This window comes from Embleya sp. NPDC059237 (genome assembly GCF_042754105.1).
Classification (GTDB): Bacteria; Actinomycetota; Actinomycetes; order Streptomycetales; family Streptomycetaceae; genus Embleya.
In genome coordinates this window covers 233,079-248,374 of record NZ_JBHZAE010000010.1, presented here as the reverse complement: position 1 = coordinate 248,374, position 15,296 = coordinate 233,079, and the positions used below count along the sequence as shown (strand labels likewise).

Annotated in this window: 22 protein-coding genes; 5 read left to right on the top strand and 17 right to left on the bottom strand. The window is 71.1% G+C overall.

What is annotated here, in order from left to right; all coding sequences use genetic code 11:
• Positions 1-2: 2 nt before the first annotated feature.
• The 12 genes from ACFXKZ_RS29660 to ACFXKZ_RS29605 all read right to left on the bottom strand — a co-directional run bounded on the left by ACFXKZ_RS29660 (position 3) and on the right by ACFXKZ_RS29605 (position 5,421).
• The gene (locus ACFXKZ_RS29660) at positions 3-836 is read right to left on the bottom strand and encodes a hypothetical protein (protein ID WP_380004132.1); all 834 of its coding nucleotides are present in this window, start codon (positions 834-836) and stop codon (positions 3-5) included.
• Positions 833-1,294, bottom strand: a complete 462-nt coding sequence (locus ACFXKZ_RS29655; RefSeq protein WP_380004131.1) for a hypothetical protein — start codon at positions 1,292-1,294, stop codon at positions 833-835. Before ACFXKZ_RS29655 ends, ACFXKZ_RS29660 begins: the two co-directional genes overlap by 4 nt.
• Complete coding sequence (locus ACFXKZ_RS29650; RefSeq protein WP_380004130.1) at positions 1,276-1,569, bottom strand: hypothetical protein; 294 nt, start codon at positions 1,567-1,569, stop codon at positions 1,276-1,278. Before ACFXKZ_RS29650 ends, ACFXKZ_RS29655 begins: the two co-directional genes overlap by 19 nt.
• The gene (locus ACFXKZ_RS29645) at positions 1,566-1,937 is read right to left on the bottom strand and encodes a hypothetical protein (RefSeq protein ID WP_380004128.1); all 372 of its coding nucleotides are present in this window, start codon (positions 1,935-1,937) and stop codon (positions 1,566-1,568) included. Before ACFXKZ_RS29645 ends, ACFXKZ_RS29650 begins: the two co-directional genes overlap by 4 nt.
• The gene (locus ACFXKZ_RS29640; protein WP_380004127.1) at positions 1,934-2,179 is read right to left on the bottom strand and encodes a hypothetical protein; all 246 of its coding nucleotides are present in this window, start codon (positions 2,177-2,179) and stop codon (positions 1,934-1,936) included. The genes ACFXKZ_RS29645 and ACFXKZ_RS29640 overlap by 4 nt, the downstream gene beginning before the upstream one ends.
• Complete coding sequence (locus tag ACFXKZ_RS29635) at positions 2,176-2,505, bottom strand: hypothetical protein (RefSeq protein WP_380004126.1); 330 nt, start codon at positions 2,503-2,505, stop codon at positions 2,176-2,178. The genes ACFXKZ_RS29640 and ACFXKZ_RS29635 overlap by 4 nt, the downstream gene beginning before the upstream one ends.
• A complete protein-coding gene (locus ACFXKZ_RS29630) occupies positions 2,502-2,921 on the bottom strand; it encodes a hypothetical protein (RefSeq protein WP_380004125.1) in 420 nt (139 codons plus the stop codon). Before ACFXKZ_RS29630 ends, ACFXKZ_RS29635 begins: the two co-directional genes overlap by 4 nt.
• A complete protein-coding gene (locus ACFXKZ_RS29625) occupies positions 2,918-3,421 on the bottom strand; it encodes a hypothetical protein (RefSeq protein ID WP_380004124.1) in 504 nt (167 codons plus the stop codon). The genes ACFXKZ_RS29630 and ACFXKZ_RS29625 overlap by 4 nt, the downstream gene beginning before the upstream one ends.
• Entirely contained in the window at positions 3,418-4,029 is a 612-nt protein-coding gene (locus ACFXKZ_RS29620) for a hypothetical protein (RefSeq protein WP_380004123.1), read from the bottom strand. Before ACFXKZ_RS29620 ends, ACFXKZ_RS29625 begins: the two co-directional genes overlap by 4 nt.
• 123 nt (positions 4,030-4,152) lie before the next feature.
• Positions 4,153-4,461, bottom strand: coding sequence for a hypothetical protein (locus ACFXKZ_RS29615; RefSeq protein WP_380004122.1), 309 nt, complete (start codon positions 4,459-4,461; stop codon positions 4,153-4,155).
• Complete coding sequence (locus tag ACFXKZ_RS29610; RefSeq protein ID WP_380004121.1) at positions 4,458-4,853, bottom strand: hypothetical protein; 396 nt, start codon at positions 4,851-4,853, stop codon at positions 4,458-4,460. The genes ACFXKZ_RS29615 and ACFXKZ_RS29610 overlap by 4 nt, the downstream gene beginning before the upstream one ends.
• A 295-nt stretch (positions 4,854-5,148) precedes the next feature.
• Positions 5,149-5,421: a helix-turn-helix domain-containing protein gene (locus ACFXKZ_RS29605; protein ID WP_380004120.1), complete on the bottom strand. Its 273-nt coding sequence runs from the start codon at positions 5,419-5,421 to the stop codon at positions 5,149-5,151.
• A gap of 209 nt (positions 5,422-5,630) precedes the next feature.
• Between ACFXKZ_RS29605 and ACFXKZ_RS29600 the strand changes: the two genes are divergently transcribed.
• A complete protein-coding gene (locus ACFXKZ_RS29600; protein ID WP_380004119.1) occupies positions 5,631-6,185 on the top strand; it encodes a helix-turn-helix domain-containing protein in 555 nt (184 codons plus the stop codon).
• Between the two features lie 59 nt (positions 6,186-6,244).
• Positions 6,245-6,532, top strand: a complete 288-nt coding sequence (locus ACFXKZ_RS29595; protein ID WP_380004118.1) for a hypothetical protein — start codon at positions 6,245-6,247, stop codon at positions 6,530-6,532.
• Between the two features lie 361 nt (positions 6,533-6,893).
• Here the strand turns inward: ACFXKZ_RS29595 and ACFXKZ_RS29590 are convergent, their stop codons facing one another.
• The 3 genes from ACFXKZ_RS29590 to ACFXKZ_RS29580 form a co-directional block, all read right to left on the bottom strand.
• Positions 6,894-7,403: a DinB family protein gene (locus tag ACFXKZ_RS29590; protein WP_380004117.1), complete on the bottom strand. Its 510-nt coding sequence runs from the start codon at positions 7,401-7,403 to the stop codon at positions 6,894-6,896.
• A 154-nt stretch (positions 7,404-7,557) separates the two neighbouring features.
• The gene (locus tag ACFXKZ_RS29585; protein WP_380004116.1) at positions 7,558-8,448 is read right to left on the bottom strand and encodes a TIGR03620 family F420-dependent LLM class oxidoreductase; all 891 of its coding nucleotides are present in this window, start codon (positions 8,446-8,448) and stop codon (positions 7,558-7,560) included.
• Between the two features lie 132 nt (positions 8,449-8,580).
• Complete coding sequence (locus tag ACFXKZ_RS29580; protein ID WP_380004115.1) at positions 8,581-9,600, bottom strand: GlxA family transcriptional regulator; 1,020 nt, start codon at positions 9,598-9,600, stop codon at positions 8,581-8,583.
• 158 nt (positions 9,601-9,758) lie between these two features.
• On the opposite strand from ACFXKZ_RS29580, the gene ACFXKZ_RS29575 reads away from it, so the two are divergent.
• Positions 9,759-10,616, top strand: a complete 858-nt coding sequence (locus tag ACFXKZ_RS29575) for a S1 family peptidase (RefSeq protein WP_380004114.1) — start codon at positions 9,759-9,761, stop codon at positions 10,614-10,616.
• 131 nt (positions 10,617-10,747) lie between these two features.
• Positions 10,748-11,728 carry a GlxA family transcriptional regulator gene (locus ACFXKZ_RS29570; protein ID WP_380004113.1) on the top strand — a complete coding sequence of 327 codons (981 nt, stop codon included), beginning with the start codon at positions 10,748-10,750 and terminating at the stop codon, positions 11,726-11,728.
• Between the two features lie 37 nt (positions 11,729-11,765).
• Here ACFXKZ_RS29570 and ACFXKZ_RS29565 read toward each other — a convergent pair whose 3' ends face one another.
• Positions 11,766-13,484 carry a bifunctional 3'-5' exonuclease/DNA polymerase gene (locus ACFXKZ_RS29565; RefSeq protein ID WP_380004112.1) on the bottom strand — a complete coding sequence of 573 codons (1,719 nt, stop codon included), beginning with the start codon at positions 13,482-13,484 and terminating at the stop codon, positions 11,766-11,768.
• 182 nt (positions 13,485-13,666) lie between these two features.
• Positions 13,667-14,638 carry a helix-turn-helix transcriptional regulator gene (locus tag ACFXKZ_RS29560; RefSeq protein WP_380004111.1) on the bottom strand — a complete coding sequence of 324 codons (972 nt, stop codon included), beginning with the start codon at positions 14,636-14,638 and terminating at the stop codon, positions 13,667-13,669.
• Between the two features lie 134 nt (positions 14,639-14,772).
• Between ACFXKZ_RS29560 and ACFXKZ_RS29555 the strand changes: the two genes are divergently transcribed.
• On the top strand, positions 14,773-15,168 hold the full coding sequence (locus ACFXKZ_RS29555) for a RidA family protein (protein ID WP_380004110.1): 396 nt from the start codon (positions 14,773-14,775) through the stop codon (positions 15,166-15,168).
• Positions 15,169-15,296 lie beyond the last annotated feature (128 nt).

Here is a 15,296-nt window from a genome sequence, read left to right as displayed (position 1 = left end):
TGTCAGGCCGCCTCTCCGGTGGTGGGCTCGTCCGCCCAGGGCGGGGGTTTGAGCGCGGGGTGGGTGGTGGGTGCGTCGTGGAGCCAGCGGGCGACGGGGACGAGGTTGCGGAACGCGTTCCAGGTGGCGTCGTCGGCGGGCATGGGGACGAAGGCGTGGCTGCGGACGCGGAGGTTGAGAATCCCGGCGCGCTGCACGCGCGGCATGGGAAGTTCGGTGCCGTCGGGCAGCAGGACGGTCTCGCCGTTGCGAAGCGCCCCGAGCTGGAGGTCGTACTCGGGGTAGACGCTGCTCGCCGGTCGGGTTGCGGACGATTTGTAGTCGATGAGCCAGAGTTGGCGTCGGCGAAGGCGGCCGGTGCGCAGCCATACGAGGAGGTCGCCGGTGCCGGCGTAGCCGACGGTGCGGTTGATGACGGTGAGTTCGGCGGCCTCGATGTCGCGGTCGGGGTTGACGCGCCAGGCGGCGAACCACTTGTCGAGTTGGCGCAGGTAGGGGGCGGCTTCGGGGTCGTCGGGGAGGGGTGCGCCGAGGACTTTGGCTTCGGCGCCGGCGTGGACGCGGGTGCCGAGGTCCATGGCGTGGTCGGTGATGGCGACGTGGGCGCCGGTCATGGCGCGGATGAGGGCGGCGCGGTCGGCGCCGACGTGTTCCCGGATCTCGTCCGGGTGGTCGGCGGCCCATTCGGCGGTGATCCGCGCCGCCCAGGGGACGAGCCGTTCCTTGGCGACACAGGTCCCGATGACGTTGGTGACGGACGGCAGGAGTTCACCGCTCGCCGGGTCCAGGTAGTAGCGACCGTGATCGGTGTGGCGCGACCAGAACGGATCGGTCATGCATCCCTCCCGGCGGAACCCAGGAGCCCGGTGCGCGCCTGGTTGTAATTGGTTCGGGCCTGCGCGATGCGATCCTGGATGGTGGTCCGATCCCGGGTGCGCAGTCGCTCGATCTCGTCGTCGACGAAGCGCGCGGCCGTGTCCAGGAACTCGTCGAGACCCGTGGGCCCGCCGTCGGCGTTCGAGAACTCCCCCGTGTGGCGCCCGAAGGCGATGCGCTCCAGCTTCGCGATGCCCTTGGGGTCATTGCGGGCGAGGTGGACGGCGGCGGCGTATCCGGGGAAGGCCGCGGCGAGTCGGCGGCGGTTCTCGTAACCGGCCATGTCGATGAGGGTGATCAACCCTTGTGCGAATGGACCCGGTTTGAGGCCGGGCGGCCGGTAGAACCAGACGACGTGGCCGGCTTCGGTCGACGTGATGGTGACGTCCTCGTCGTGGGTCATCGGTTGCCCGCGCATCGGGGGTCGTTGGGGACGACAGCGATGGCCGCGTAGGTGTGGTCGCCGTGGTAGGCGACGTAGACGCGGTTGGGGCCGTCGCATTTGCCGGCCACGTTCGAGAACCCGTCGGGGTTGGTGATGATCTCGGCAGGGGCGTTGTTGGTGCCCGCTCGGGGTGCGTCCTTGAACGGTTCGGTGGCCTTGTCGGTGCACGCCGTGAGGCCGACGAGCAATGCCGCGCACACGAGCAGGCCGCCGTAGCTGCGCATGGGGGTGGGAATGATGGTCTTCACGCGTTCACATCCGAGGAAATGCCGGCGGGGTCGGTGGGGTCGAACATCGGTGCCTGCTGGGCGGGTTCGGGAATCTGCCCGTGGGTGCAGCGGACTTCCCAGGCCCGGACGGCGTCGTCGATCGTCATCAGGGCGATCGTGTGACCCTGCTCGCGGGCGGCGGCGATGGCCCTGCGGCGCTTGTCGGCGCGCGGAATTTCGCAGTAGAACTCGTGCCACGCCTCGTCTTCGGAGGTCAGCGCCATCAGGGACGTCACCGCGTGCATCATGGACGCGACGCAGCCGCAGGGCTGGCGCAGGACCCAGTCGCACTCGTGCAACGGGACGGAGACTCCGTCGAGGTCGACGCTCAGTCGGAGGGTGGTCACGATGCCGCTCCCCTGGTCTTGGCCGTGCACCGGTTCGGGTGCCGGACGTCGGCGAGCTGCCGTTCCTTGTGCTCCACGACGCGCTGAAGGCGCAGGACCTCGTCGGCAATCTCGAAGACCATGTCGCGCAACGTCTCGACCTCGCCGACGCTGCCGCGATTGCGGCGCCGGCAGTTGGCGAAGATCTCGTCGGCGCGTGCGGCTGCGGCACCGATCCATCCGCGTGTGCGTTTCTCGCTCATCGCGAACCCCCGCTACCACAGGCGTTGCAAGAGAAGCCGAGGGGCGGGGAGCCTTCGCAGGTCGGGCACGATCCCGGGTCGGGGAGCAGGTCGGCCACGCGGGTGTGCAGCGCGACGGCGGCGGCCACGATCAGCCGTATCGGGAGGTCGCGCCGGTAGCCCTTCTCAATGTCGCAGATGCCGGTGTGCGACATGGGGTATCCGGCTTCGGTCATGGCGGCGGCCTGGTCCACGAGCGTCATCTGGATGGCTTTGCGTCGTGCACGCATGCGGCGGGCGACTTCGGCCGTGATCGGGCACTGGCGGAGGGACGGCTGCCTGGTCACGATGCCACCGCCGTGGTCAGGACCAGTTCGCCGGGGATGGTCCGCAGGGTCCGGTCCACGGGCCTCGGGTGACGCGGTCGGACGAGGCGGGTGACCTGTCCCTCCAGGACGCGGATGCGTTCGATGCCGGTGTCGAGGTCGGCGGCAAGGGCGTTGCGGTCACGGGTCAGGCCAGCGTGTGCGGCCTCGACGATGTCCAGTCGGCGGGCACAGTCGCGCAGAGCGGTGTCGAGTCCCGCGTTGTGCTGCTTGAGACGGTGGTTCTCGCCGGTGATGGCGGCGTTCTCTGCTTCGAGGAGCCGGATTCGGGTGGCGGCGTCGGCCAGGCGGTGCGGGCATGCGCGGTGCTCGGTGACGAGGTCGCGGAGCTTCTTCTCTGTGGCGGCCAGGCGCTGCCGGAGGCGAAAGGGCTTCATGCGACCTTGCCTCCGCTCCGTGCGAGCGCGGCCTCTGCGACGATCCGCGTGCGGGTGTCCTCGACGGCCATCCGCCACGTCTCGGCGTCGATGCCGATGGGCGGGTAGGTGTTCTCGTTGGCGCGCTGCAACTCGGCGAGTCTGGCGGCCTGTTCGTGGGCGAGGCGTTCGAGGGCGTACATGCGCGCGGTGCAGTCGCCACCGTGCGCGGCGTTCGTGCGCGCGAGATCGCGGCACAGTTCGCGCAATTGGGCCATGCGGGCCCCGAGAGCCGTGATCCGCGCCTTGGCGTCCTTCTCGGTGCGCTGTTCACGCGCATGGGAGTGGTCGAGTGCGGCCTGCAAGTCGTCCGCGCGCTTCTCGGCTTCCTGGGTGCGGCGGTCCGCATCGAGGATCCACGTTTCGGCGATGGCCTGGGCGCGTTCGTCGGCGGATGCCTCGGCTGCGGCCATGGCGGCGGCGACGAATCGCCGCCGGCCGACCGTGAAGGGATTCCTCACGAGACACCGCCATCGGACGGCGCGAACCGGTTCGCGATCGCGCGGAACTGCCGGAGTTCCCCGTCGTATTCGCGGGCAAGATCGGCTTCGTTGTCGCGGCGGGCGGTACGCACCCAGCGAGCGCGCTGCTCCGCGCCGGTGGTTGCGGCCAGGTGCAGGGCTTCAGGGGTGGCCCATGTGTCGTCGGTGACCGGCTGAACGTGCTGTTCGACGCACTGGTTCACGTAGGCGGCGACGCTCACCAAGGACATGGAGGCTTCGCGGTCGTAGAACGCGGCCTTGTAAAAGACGCTGACGCGCCGACGCCAGTGCTCGTCGACGACGTAGCTGTACATGTCGTGGGTTCCGGCCGCGCACGACCAGCCGTCGGGCAGGGTCGCGGGGCGGAACAGCGGGTCGTCCGACAGGGGGGCGCCGAACGCGAACCCGAGGGCTTCCAGGGCCGTGTCGTCGTCGCATTCGGTCGGCAGCAGGTCAGAGCCGACGATCTGACGCTGGCCCTCGGCTTCCATGCGGGTGATGAAGGCGGTGGAGGCGTCGCTGCCCGCGTTCATCAGGACGGTGACGGCCAGGAACGGGTCGAGATTGGATGTGTTGTCGATGCTCATGCGATGCCCTCCGCGGGCGAGGTGTGGTGGTCGGGGTGCCGGCGGCGGGGTGCCCCTGGGGGGGGTGGGGGCACGCGCGCCGCCGCCGGCGGTTCGAGGGCGCGGCCCGGGGCCGCGCGTCCGTCAGGTGATCGGGGAGAGCGTCCGGGCGTGGACGTCGTACTCGACGTCCGTCCACCCGCGCGGAAGCGCACGCTCCAGCTGACTGCGCAGCTCGTCCCGACCACCGAAAACGATGCTCGTGCCGTCGAGTTCGCGGCCGTGCTGGTCGATCGCGGTGACCTCGCGGCGCGCCCCCAGGAAGGGGTTCCGCGAGGACACGGGTCGGCTCAGCTGGACACGCACCGCCTGCGGAACGATGACCTGCACGCGTTCGTGCAGGATGTCCGGGGCGTCGACGGCCTCGTCGCTGCGCCCGATTCCGAAGATCACGCCGCGTCTCCTTCCCAGCATTCGTCCTCGAGGTGGCCGGCGAGGTCGGCGAGGGATCCCACGTCGATCCGCGCCGTGCTCCCGCAGCAAACGCACTCACGGATCAGCCGGAACGCCGTCCGTTCCGTGTCGTGGTCGTACTCGAACCTCAGGCGGGTCCGGTCGCCGAGCCATGCGTCCGCCGCCTCGATGCCCCCGACGGTGGACTCGTCGTACTCCCAGGTGAGGGCGCCCGTGGCCACGACGCCCAGGACCCTCGTGGAGTGCGCGTCGGCGTGCTTCACGAAGTCCGCGCGCTCCTGCGCGAAGAGTTCGGCTTCGCGGTTCCCGGCGGCGTCGGCCTCCTCGGCCGCAGCCTCGGCGAGTTCGGGCAAGTGGCTCATGACGCTCACGTCCGTGCCTCCTCGCGGACGACGGTGCGGGCCGGCCGGGCTTCAGCGGCTTCGACGAGTGCGGGATCCGGGGCGGGGGAGGGCCCGCCGCGTCGCCTGTTCGAAGTAGTGTGGGTCATGCCTGCCACCTCTCTGCTTGGGTGTGGTGGTGGGTTGCGGGCGGCCCGGGTTTCGACGGCACGGGTCGCCCATTTCGTTGCGCGCCTGCGGGTTCGGGCATGGCTGTTGCCGGTGCCGACCCTGCGGGGCGGGCATTTGGTGATCGGGTCGTGCGGACGGGTTGCGCCCGTGTGGATCAGCGTGCTCGGCGGGCGTCGACCGTGTAGCGGGTCGGGCCGCCGTGGTGGTCCGGGTGCCGCCGGATCTGCGGCTTCTCGGCGCGGAGGTCGGCGATCGTGGTCCCGTAGAAGTCGGCGAGAGTGGCGAGCGTCGCGGGGCGTACACCACGCGTACCGCGCTCGATCCTCGACAGGTTGCCGTTGTCGAGTCCGGTGGCTGCGGCAAGGTCGCGCAGGGTCATCCCCCGTGCCGTTCTCAGGGCTTTGATCTTCGTCCCGTTCGGCGTCACGTCGTCAATTACATGCGCAAGGCGGCCCGAACACAAGATTTTTGAGCATCTTTTTTGGCAGCTTTTTTGGCTCAAGATCGCTCTCGGAGTGCGGGGGAGGCTCGCAGAGGGTCGCAGCTGCCCAAAAACGCGCCAACAGCCGTCGGTTTCCCGGCCAAATCACACGTGAAAACTCGTGCTTGATGCCAAAAGTTAGGCATCATGTGGCCATGACTCTCGCCTGGGCGCCTGTAGCCGACGCCATCCGCAAGGCACGCGAGCACATGAAGCTCACGCAGGACGAACTCGCCGTGAGAGCCGATGTGCAGCGCGCGACCATCACGAACCTCGAGGGCGGGTACACCTACACCCGCATCCCGACGACGATCGAGGACGTCGGCGCGGTACTCGGCTGGCCGGATCCGATGAACACCGCCCGCCGCATCGCGAACGGCGAGCCGCCACCGCCCCTGCGAACGACCCCGGTGACCATCCAGGCGAGCCGGCGCAAGAAGAAAGCGCAGGGGCATGAACCGTCCGACGCACGCCCTGCGTTGGCCCGCGGCATGCCGCTGCGCGTGAAACGACAACTCGGTCATGACAACCAAGTAGTCGACAGCAAGATCATAGAGATCGACGGCCTCAAGGTCGTCGTGCTGTTGATGGCCCCCGAAGACGCGGAGGTGTCCGACGGCCAGCTCGCATCGGGGGCCGCTCTGTGGTCCGAACTGGAGGCCCGCGAGCGCAACATGAACCTAACCGGTAGTGATCAAGACGATTCGTAACGTGTTTTTGGCTTGTTTTCGACTTGAATGACCAACAACTGTCTCCCCCGTATGTTCTGATGAACGTTCCCAGTAGCGGCGGCACCGTTCGGGTTTGGGGGGGCGCACGCAAAGTGTGGGTACGTGTCGGAGAGGTAAAGAGGTTCCCCACGACCGCAGCCGCGGCAGGTATCGACGTCATCGTCGACACCACGCACCCCATCTATGTGGTTTGGGTCCTCGAATCTAGGATCGGCGCCAACGCACCAGCAGTGGAACGACAGCTCAACTCGCAGACGCCGGTCCACGACGTCGCCGAGATCGTGCGGCGCGTTGCCGCGGCCCTCTCGACGATGGCCGTGCGGTAGCGGGACTGCTCGTGACGCGTGCCCCCCTCGGGGGAGGGGGCGGGCGTCGCGCCGCGCGCTGGCGACCTCTTCGAGTCCCCGGCGCACGCCGGACCTTCTGACGATCTCCTCCACTGGCCGGCCTCGGCCGTCTCACGTTCGTCTCACGAACCTGGCCCGAGGGCCCGCCCCGACGGGGTCGATCGGTTCGAACCCGCCGGGGCGTCCCGTCTCACATCCTTCTCACGATCTGTGTGGACGCTGGGCGTTCGTGGCTCCTGCTCCTGGACGTTCACCGCTCCGTCTGGAACGTGTGGACACTCCGGATCGTGATTCCTTCTCTCCGTGGGAAGGGCGGGGAACGAGGGCGGGAAGGGCGGTCCTAGCGCCGCAGCAGGATGCCCCGGACGAACGCCGCCTGCCCCGCGTGCTGGAGGTCGTCGCCGATCACGCTGACCAGCCGTACACCCAGGGTGACCGCCGGTGTCCATGCCTCGTCCACGACCCGATCCAGGTCGGCGGGCGTCAGATCGCGGACGTACCCGACGGTCTGCTCGTGTACCGCGTCGTAGTAGCCGGTGAGCAGGTCCGCCGAGTCCACCCGCACCGCGGCCACCGCCTTCGTGTCCTGCCCGTAGCCGATCGCCCGGACCGGGAAGGGCAGTTCGAAACGTTTGTGCCAGTCCTGCGCGGTCCACACCTGCTCCAGGCCCGCGACGTCGGCGACGTGGTCGTCCTGGACCCGGGCCAGATGCCAGATCAGCCACGCGATCGAATTCGCGTCGTCGTCCAGTCGCTCGGCCAGTTGGTCGGGCGTCAGATCGGCGACCGCCTGGTGCACGACCTCCTGCACTCGGCCGAATGCGTCGACCAGTAGCTCCGCGCTGTTCATCGAACCCCTCGCTCCACTCGTTCCGCCGATGTGGCGACTGCCTCGTCCGTGTCGTCCGCGTCGTCCCGCTCGTCTGCTACTCCTGCCCCGTCCGCTCCCGGTCGTACACCTGCCGCGCGGCCTCGACGGCGGCGATCGCGGCGCGGGCGGCCCGCTACAGGTCGCGCAAGGCCGGGCCGAGGCGGGCCCACTGCGCGTGCGGCAGGCCGGTGTGACCCGGATCGGTCGGCAGGACCTGGATGCTCACGTGGTCCGCGCCCGCGTCGAAGTGTTCGCCGACCCGGGCCGCGATGGCCTCCTCGTCGCCCCATACGACCAGGGTGTCGATCAGCCGGTCGCTGCCGCCGTCGGCCAGGTCGGCGTCGGTGAAGCCGAGCCGACGCAGGTTGCGGACGTAGTTGTCGAGCCCGAGGTACAGCGCCGCCTCCTTGCGGATCACCGCGCGGGCGACATCCGGGTCGCCCGACAGGACCACCTTCTGATGGGGGGCCAAAAGCACCCCCTCACCCAGTGCCTCGCGGGCCTCGCGGGTGTGCGCGGGCGTGGTGAAGTAGGGGTGCGCGCCGTGCGCACGATCGCGCGCCAGGCGCACCATGCGCGGGCCGAGCGCGGCCAGCACGCGCGGCACCCCCGAGTCGCCGGCGGCGTCCAGGGCGTCCAGGTAGGTGTTCATGGTGGCCAGTGGCGGGGTGTACTCGACGCCGAGCCGCTCGGCGAACTCGACGTGGCTCACGCCCAGTCCGAGGACGAAGCGGCCGGGATGGGCCCGCTCCAGCGCGGCCACGCGGGCGGCGGTCTCGGCGGCGGGGAAGACGCGGACGTTGAGGATCCCGGACGCGACCCCGAGCCGGTCGGAGCCGGCGAGCAGTTGCTCGGCGAGCCCGAACAGGCCGTCGGCGGGGGCGCCGCCGAACCAGGCGGCGGTGAAGCCGAGTTCGGCCAGTTCGGCCGCAGCGGCTCGCGGGTCCGGGTCGGCCGCGTAGGTGCCGTAGCGCTCCCAGACGCCGATGCGCCCCAGTCGTGCGGTGACCTGCTGCGCGTGCATGTGGTCGGTCCTCTCGTCTCGTCGCCGTGCCTCGTGGGCGTCCCCGCGTCGTCGGGGCGAGGATCCCTCAGGGGAAAGGCTCCGGTGGGGCCGTGTCTTCCCGGGTGGGGGCGGCAATCGCAATTCGTCGGCTCACTCGGGGTTTCCGTTCGGGTGTTGCGACTGCTGCGATGGGGTGAAGTCGGCGACGAGGGAGCGGAAGGCCGCGCGGTAGACGCTCGGCGTGGTGCCGGTCGCGCGCAGGAAGTGGGCGCGCAGATTCGCGGGGGTGCCCAGGCCGGTCTGCGCCGCGATGCGTTCGACCGGGTCCTCGGTGCGCTCCAGCAGCCACTGGGCGCGCTGGATCCGGATGCGGAGCAGGTATTGGAGCGGGGAGAGCCCGGTCTCGGCGCGAAATCGCCGAGTGAGGCTGCGTACGCCCAATCCCGCGCGGCCGGCGATGTCGGCGAGCGCGATCGGGTGGTGCAGGTTGGCCGCCAGCCACGCGGTGGTCGGTTCGAGGCTGCTGCCGGGTGGTGTGTACGCGCTGTGCGCGGCGTCGTCCGGGCCGTCGGCGTCGACGTCCTCGGCGGGGGCGTGCAGTTGCAGGAACAGTTGCCGCTCGGTCTCGATGGCCACACCCAGGCCGTAGTCGAGTGTGATCAGGTCGAGGTACAGATCGACGCCGCCGAGCACCCCGGCGGCGGAGTGGAAACCGCCGTCGGCGACCACCTCGCCCTCGGGGTCGACCTCGATCCGGGGGTGACGCCGGGCCAGTTCCCGGGTGTACCGCCGGGCGGTGGCGGCGCGCCGGCCGTCCAGGAGGCCGGTGGCCGCGAGGGTGAACGTCCCGGTGCCGACGGCGCCGATCCGGCCGCCGCGCGCGGCCACGCCTCGAAGCGCGGCTACGATCTCCGGCGCGGGTTCGTCGCGAAAGGCCGCGTGCCCCGGGATCAGGACCGTGTCGGCCTCTTTCAGAACGGCCGGGTCCCAGGGCGCCTCCACCCGAAAGCACCCGGGTTCACCGGTCGCCGTGAAGCCCGGGGCGGTACAGATCCGTAGGTCGTAGGCGACCGGTGGGTGATGCCGGGCGGCGGTGCCGAAGACCAGTCCGGGGGCGGTGAGCTGATGCCCGGGGATTCCGTCGAGCGCGAGCACGGCGATCACTGGCATGTCCGGAATCTAACCGAGGACGACATCGAGACGCCTGTTTCGAGCCGGTTGCCGCGCCGAGGATGAACAGCACGAGGTCGGATGCGGGAGACATCCGGCCCCGGGTACGGCCGCCGCACCCCTGTGCGGCCGATACTCCCTCCACGAAAGGTCACCACATGCGCGCAACCACCTCGCGTTCCACCGCCGACGCCGGCGCCGCCCCGCGCCGTAGGCGCGGCCTGGTCGCCAAGGCGCTCACGGCCACGGGAGCGGCACTGGTGCTCGGCACCACGGCCTTCGCCGGCAGCGCCGGGGCGATCGTCAACGGTCAGGACTCGACCGAGAAGTACCAGTTCATGGCCTACGTCCCGATGAAGGCGGCGGGCGTGGACGCCGGATGCGGGGCCACCTTGATCGACAAGCAGTGGGTGCTCACCGCGGCGCACTGTGTCGACCGTGACCTGCCGATCGAACTGGCCGGTACGGTGCGGATCGGCAGCGAGAACCGCACACAGGGCGGCACTGTTCGCAAGATCGACAAGATCGTGATGCACCCCGGCTACTCGCAGCCCGCCGAAGAGGGTGGCTACAACGTGAACGACCTCGCGTTGATCCGCCTGGACCGGCCGGTCAAGGAGAAGCCGATCAAGCTCGCCAAGCAGGCCGGGCCGGTGGGCACGCCGACTCGACTCCTCGGCTTCGGCACGATCGTCGACCCGGACAGCCTGGACAACGCCGTCTTCCCGAACCGGCTCCAGGAGTTGGACACCCGCCTGGGCACCAGCGCCGAGTGCAACGGCCGCACCGACGGCACGCGCCTGTGCACGGTCAGCCGAAAGCTCAACGCCATGGCCTGCTTCGGCGACTCCGGCGGCCCGCAGATCCAAAAGAACCGCGCCGGCCGGTGGGAGCTGATCGGCACCACGTCCGGCGACGGCGACGGCAAGCCGGGCTGCGCGACGGGCCCGGGCCTGTACACGAACGACACCGCGTACAAGAGCTGGATCCACACCACGCTCCGCAACAACAAGTAGGCCGACCCGCTGCCCCCAGCCCCCGGCTCGCCCGACGTGGACACCTCCGCGTCGGGCGGGCCGGGGGTCGGGTGGGTGGCGAGTCGATGTGGTGTGCGGCTTCGAGGGGCCGCGGGTGGTTGGATTCGGTCATGTCCGTTATTGCCGTGCTCGCCCTCGACGGGGTTCCCGGGCACCAGCTCACCACCCCCGGGCTGGTGTTCGGGGTCGCCGGGCGCGAACATCGCGGCGTCGCATACGAGATCAGGATCTGTTCGGGGCCCGGTCCGCGGGTGACCGGCGGGCCGGCCGGGTTGCGGATCGGCGCGCCGTACGGACTCGATGCCCTCGCGGACGCGGACGTCGTGCTGGTCCCGGGCCACGACGGCTTCCGCGACGCGCCGCCGGCCGGTGTCCTCGCGGCACTGCGCGCCGCGGCGTCGCGCGGCGGCCGGATCGCCGCCGTCGACACCGGGACCTTCACCCTCGCCGCCACCGGACTCCTGAGCGGACGCCGAGCCACCACCAACCGACGCCACACCGACGAACTGGCCGAACTGCACCCCGACATCGACGTCGACCCCCTCGGCGTCGCGATCGAGGACGGCCCCTTCCTCACCGCCGCGGGCGTCTTCGGTGGCATGGACGTATGCCTGCGGCTCCTGGCGCACGACCACGGCCGGCGGGTGGCCGAGGCGACGAGCCGGGAACTCATCACCCCGCTGCACGTGTACGCCGACGACGTCCAGGAGACGATCGCCCGGGAGGTCGCCGAAAGCGTCGGCCTGGACCCGACGCTGCGCTGGATGCGGGAGCACCTCCACGAACCGCTCACCGTCGCCGGCCTCGCCGCCCACGCCCGGACCAGCGTCAGCAGCCTCACCCGCCGCTTCCACGCGCACACGGGTCTGAGCCCGCTCCAATACCTGCTCCGCATCCGTCTGGAAGAGGCCCAACGCCTGCTCCGGGAAACCGACTTCCCCGTCGAACTGATCGCGGACCGCACGGGCTTCGGCACACCGGCCGCCATGCGCCGACACTTTCGCGCCCTCACCGACACCACCCCGAGCGCCTACCGCCGGGCCCACCGGGCCGCCGAGCACCGATCCCGCCCCCGACCCGACTCCGGCTGAGGCCGACGCGCGTGGGCATCGTGCGCGGCCGGGTGCGCTACTTGGCCTCGGCGTAGGTCCGGGTCGCCGTCGGGACCAGGGGCAGCAGGACGGGCGTGTCGCCGAAGACCAGGGTCCGGGCCTCCTCCGCCGCCTCGGTGATCGCGGCGGATACCGCCTCGGTCAGGTCGGCGGGGCTGTGCACGATGAACTCGTCGTGTTGGAAGAAGACCAGATGCGGGCGACCCGACGGGGACGCGTCGTAGCGGGCGAGCCGGCGGCGCAGCGCGGCGAGCAGGGCCAGCGCCCAGTCGGCGGCACTGGCCTGGATGACGAAGTTGCGGGTGAAGCGGCCCCGGGCACGCGTGGATCGGGCGCCCGCATCGTCGGTGCGGTCGGCGCCCGGCTCGCCGCTCGCGCCGCCCTCGGCGAGGTCGAGCCACGCGGAGGAGGGCGGCGGGCAGGTACGCCCGAGGCGCGACCGGACGATGCCGCCCTCCTCGCCGGTGCGCGCGGCGGCCTCGACGTAGCCCATCGCGTCGGGATATCGCCGCCGCAGCGTGGTCAACAGCGGGCCGATGTCGCCACTGGTCTGCCCGTACATCGCGCCGAGCAGGCCGAGTTTGGCCTTGGCCCGATCGCCCTGGAAGGCGGCCTTGGCCAACGCCTCGTACAGGTCGCCGGCGGCGGCGGACCGGGCCAGCCCGGCGTCGCCCGACATCGCGGCCAGCACGCGCGGCTCCAACTGCGCCGCGTCGGCGACCACCAGCCGCCACCCGGGGTCGGCCACGACCGCGCCGCGCAGGACGCGCGGGATCTGCAGCGCGCCGCCGCCGCGACCGGCCCAGCGGCCGGTGACGACGCCGCCGACGACGTACTCGGGGCGGAATCGGCCGCCGCGTACCCAGGTGTCCTGCCACGCCCACCCGTGCGCGGCGTGCAGGCGGGCGAGTTCCTTGTACTTGATCAACAGGGCGGCGGCCGGGTGGGCCACGTCGCGCAGGTACCAGGTGCGGGTCGAGGTGAGCCGTACGCCCTGCTCGGCGAACGCCTTCAGCACCTGCGGATGCGAATCGGGGTTGAACGCCCGTCCGCCGAGCGCCGCGCGCAGTTGCTCGGCCAGTTCGGCCAGGTGTTGCGGCGGCGCGCCCGCGACCCGGGGCCGGGCGCCGAGCAGTTCGGTGAGCAGCGCGTCGTGTACGTCGACCCGCCAGGGCAGCCCGTCGGCGGCCATCTCGGCCGCGGCCAGCCCGCCGGCCGACTCGGCGGCGACCAGGAGCCGAAAGCGGGAGCGGCGGGCGGCGTCCTCGATCGCGTCGATGCGGCGCACCTGGTCGGCGTGCACCGCCACCACGGCCTCCAGCGCGTCGACGCCGGCGGGCAGCCGCAGCCGATCGGGGACGAACAGGCTGTCCTGCGCGTCGGCGGCACCGATCGGCAGGTCCTCGGGCACCGGCAGGCCCTTCAGCCGGGCCCAGGCCGCGCCCAGCGAGCGGGGTTCGCCGACCCGCTCCTCGTGCGCGAGCAGCAGCGACTCGACCAGCGCGAGGTCGTGGCAGCGACTCACCCGGGAGGGCAACAACGGCGCGTACGCACTCTCCGCCGAGGCCCACACCCACCGCGGCGGTACCGGCGCGGCCTCGAAGTCGGCCACCGCCGCGACCAGATCGGCCACGTGGACGGCCGCCCCGAGCGGCACTCCGTCGTCCCCCAGCGGGCGCAGCCATCCCCCGTGCCCATAGGCGTCGGCCGCCACGGCCACACGAGGCGCCCTCACCCGCGCCACACCCCCGGCCGGACCCGGTCGACCGAGGCACGGCGCACCCCGCACCGAGTCGCATCCACGGCCCACCTCCTCCCGCCGCACCGAATGCGCACGAACCACTCACAACCGACAACATCACCGACCGACGAACACTACCCGCCGCCCCCGACAGAGGCGGCGCCGACGCGAGACGGTCAGGGGGAGGTCGTGTAGCGGGTCGCGGCCGCCATGGCGCGCTCGTGCAGGGACGTGCGCAACGACCGGGGCGCCAGCGCCTCGGCGTCCGGGTCGAGTTGCCACAGGGCCCATTCGGCGTGACGGGCGTCCTGGAAGGTCACTTCGAGGCGCAGTCGGCCGTCCGCCTCGGGCTCTTCGGCGCGCACGGCCAGCGCGGCGGCCAACAGCTCCTCCCGCCGTGCCGGGTTCACCCGTACCAGTACGGCGAATTGTTCGTCGGCCAGGAACTGCGCGCAGCGTTCGCGCCAGACCCGGTCCAGGTCGACCCGGTTCGGCCGCCGGGCCGGTTCGGGAAGTTCCTCGGCGGCCAGCACCCGGGACAGCCGGTAGGTGCGGTCCTCGCCGGACCGGGTGGCCAGCAGATAGCCCCGATCGCGCACGGTGACCAGGCCGATCGGGTCCACCGTGCGCCACTGCGGTTCCCGGCCGACGGCGGCGTAGTGGATCCGGAGCCGGTGTCCGGCCAGCACCGCGCGCCGGACCTCGACCATCGCCGTACGGGGCACCTCCTCGGCCGGCGACCGGCGCGAGAGCAGGTCGGTCTCCGGCTCGACGAGAAACCGCTGCGCGGCGTCGTTCGCGGTGGCCCGATGGCTTTCGGGCAGCGCGTCGACCACCTTGCGCATCGCGGAGGCGAGCGCCGACCCGAGGCCGAAGACCTGCTCGCCGCGCCCCGATCCGGCGGCGAGGAGGGCAAGGGCCTCGTCGTGGTTCAGCCCGGTCAGCTCGGTCCGGAAACCGGGCGACAACACGAACCCGCCGTGCCGGCCGCGCTCGGCGTAGACCGGGACACCGGCCGCGGACAGCGCCTCGATGTCGCGCAGCACGGTGCGCGTGGACACCTCCAGTTCGTCGGCCAGCGTGGCGGCGGTCAGCCGACCGCGCTGACGCAGCAACAACACCAGCGAAACCAACCGATCGGCGCGCACCTCGAGAATTTTATCGGAATACCTGACCAAGGATGTCGTGATTCATTGCGAGGCTCTTCCCACGACGTCAGGGGCGGCCGTCGGGCCGCCGGACGTACGTACTTCCGACACCTGCGAATGGAGCCGACGTGGCGATGGAACGAACGGCAGTCAACCCGGTGACGTGGTCGACGGAGCTGGGGTTCAACCAGGGAGAGGTCGTCTCCGGGCACACCCGGACCCTGTACTGCTCCGGGCAGACCGCGATGAGCGCCGAGGGCAAGCCCGAGCACGACGGCGACATGGCGGCGCAGTTGGCGCTGACCCTCGACAACCTGGAGGCCGTTCTCGGCGAGGCCGGCATGGCCCTGGCGAACCTGATCCGACTCAACGTCTACACGACCGACGTCGACCTGCTCTTTCGGCACTACGGCGTGCTGGCGTCCCGATTGGGCGCCGCCGGGGTGGCGCCGACCACCACGATGCTCGGGGTGACCCGGCTGGCAGTCCCGACCCTGATGGTCGAGCTGGAGGGGACCGCGGTCGCCTGACGCGACCTCGGCGCCGGGCGGGGGGCGGCGGCGAATCGCGGGGGGTTAGGTTCGTGGGCGAAGCGGTCGATCGGTCGCCGCCGTGCCTCGGTGGTACTGATCGACCGCGGTTTCGTCGTCGTTGTGAG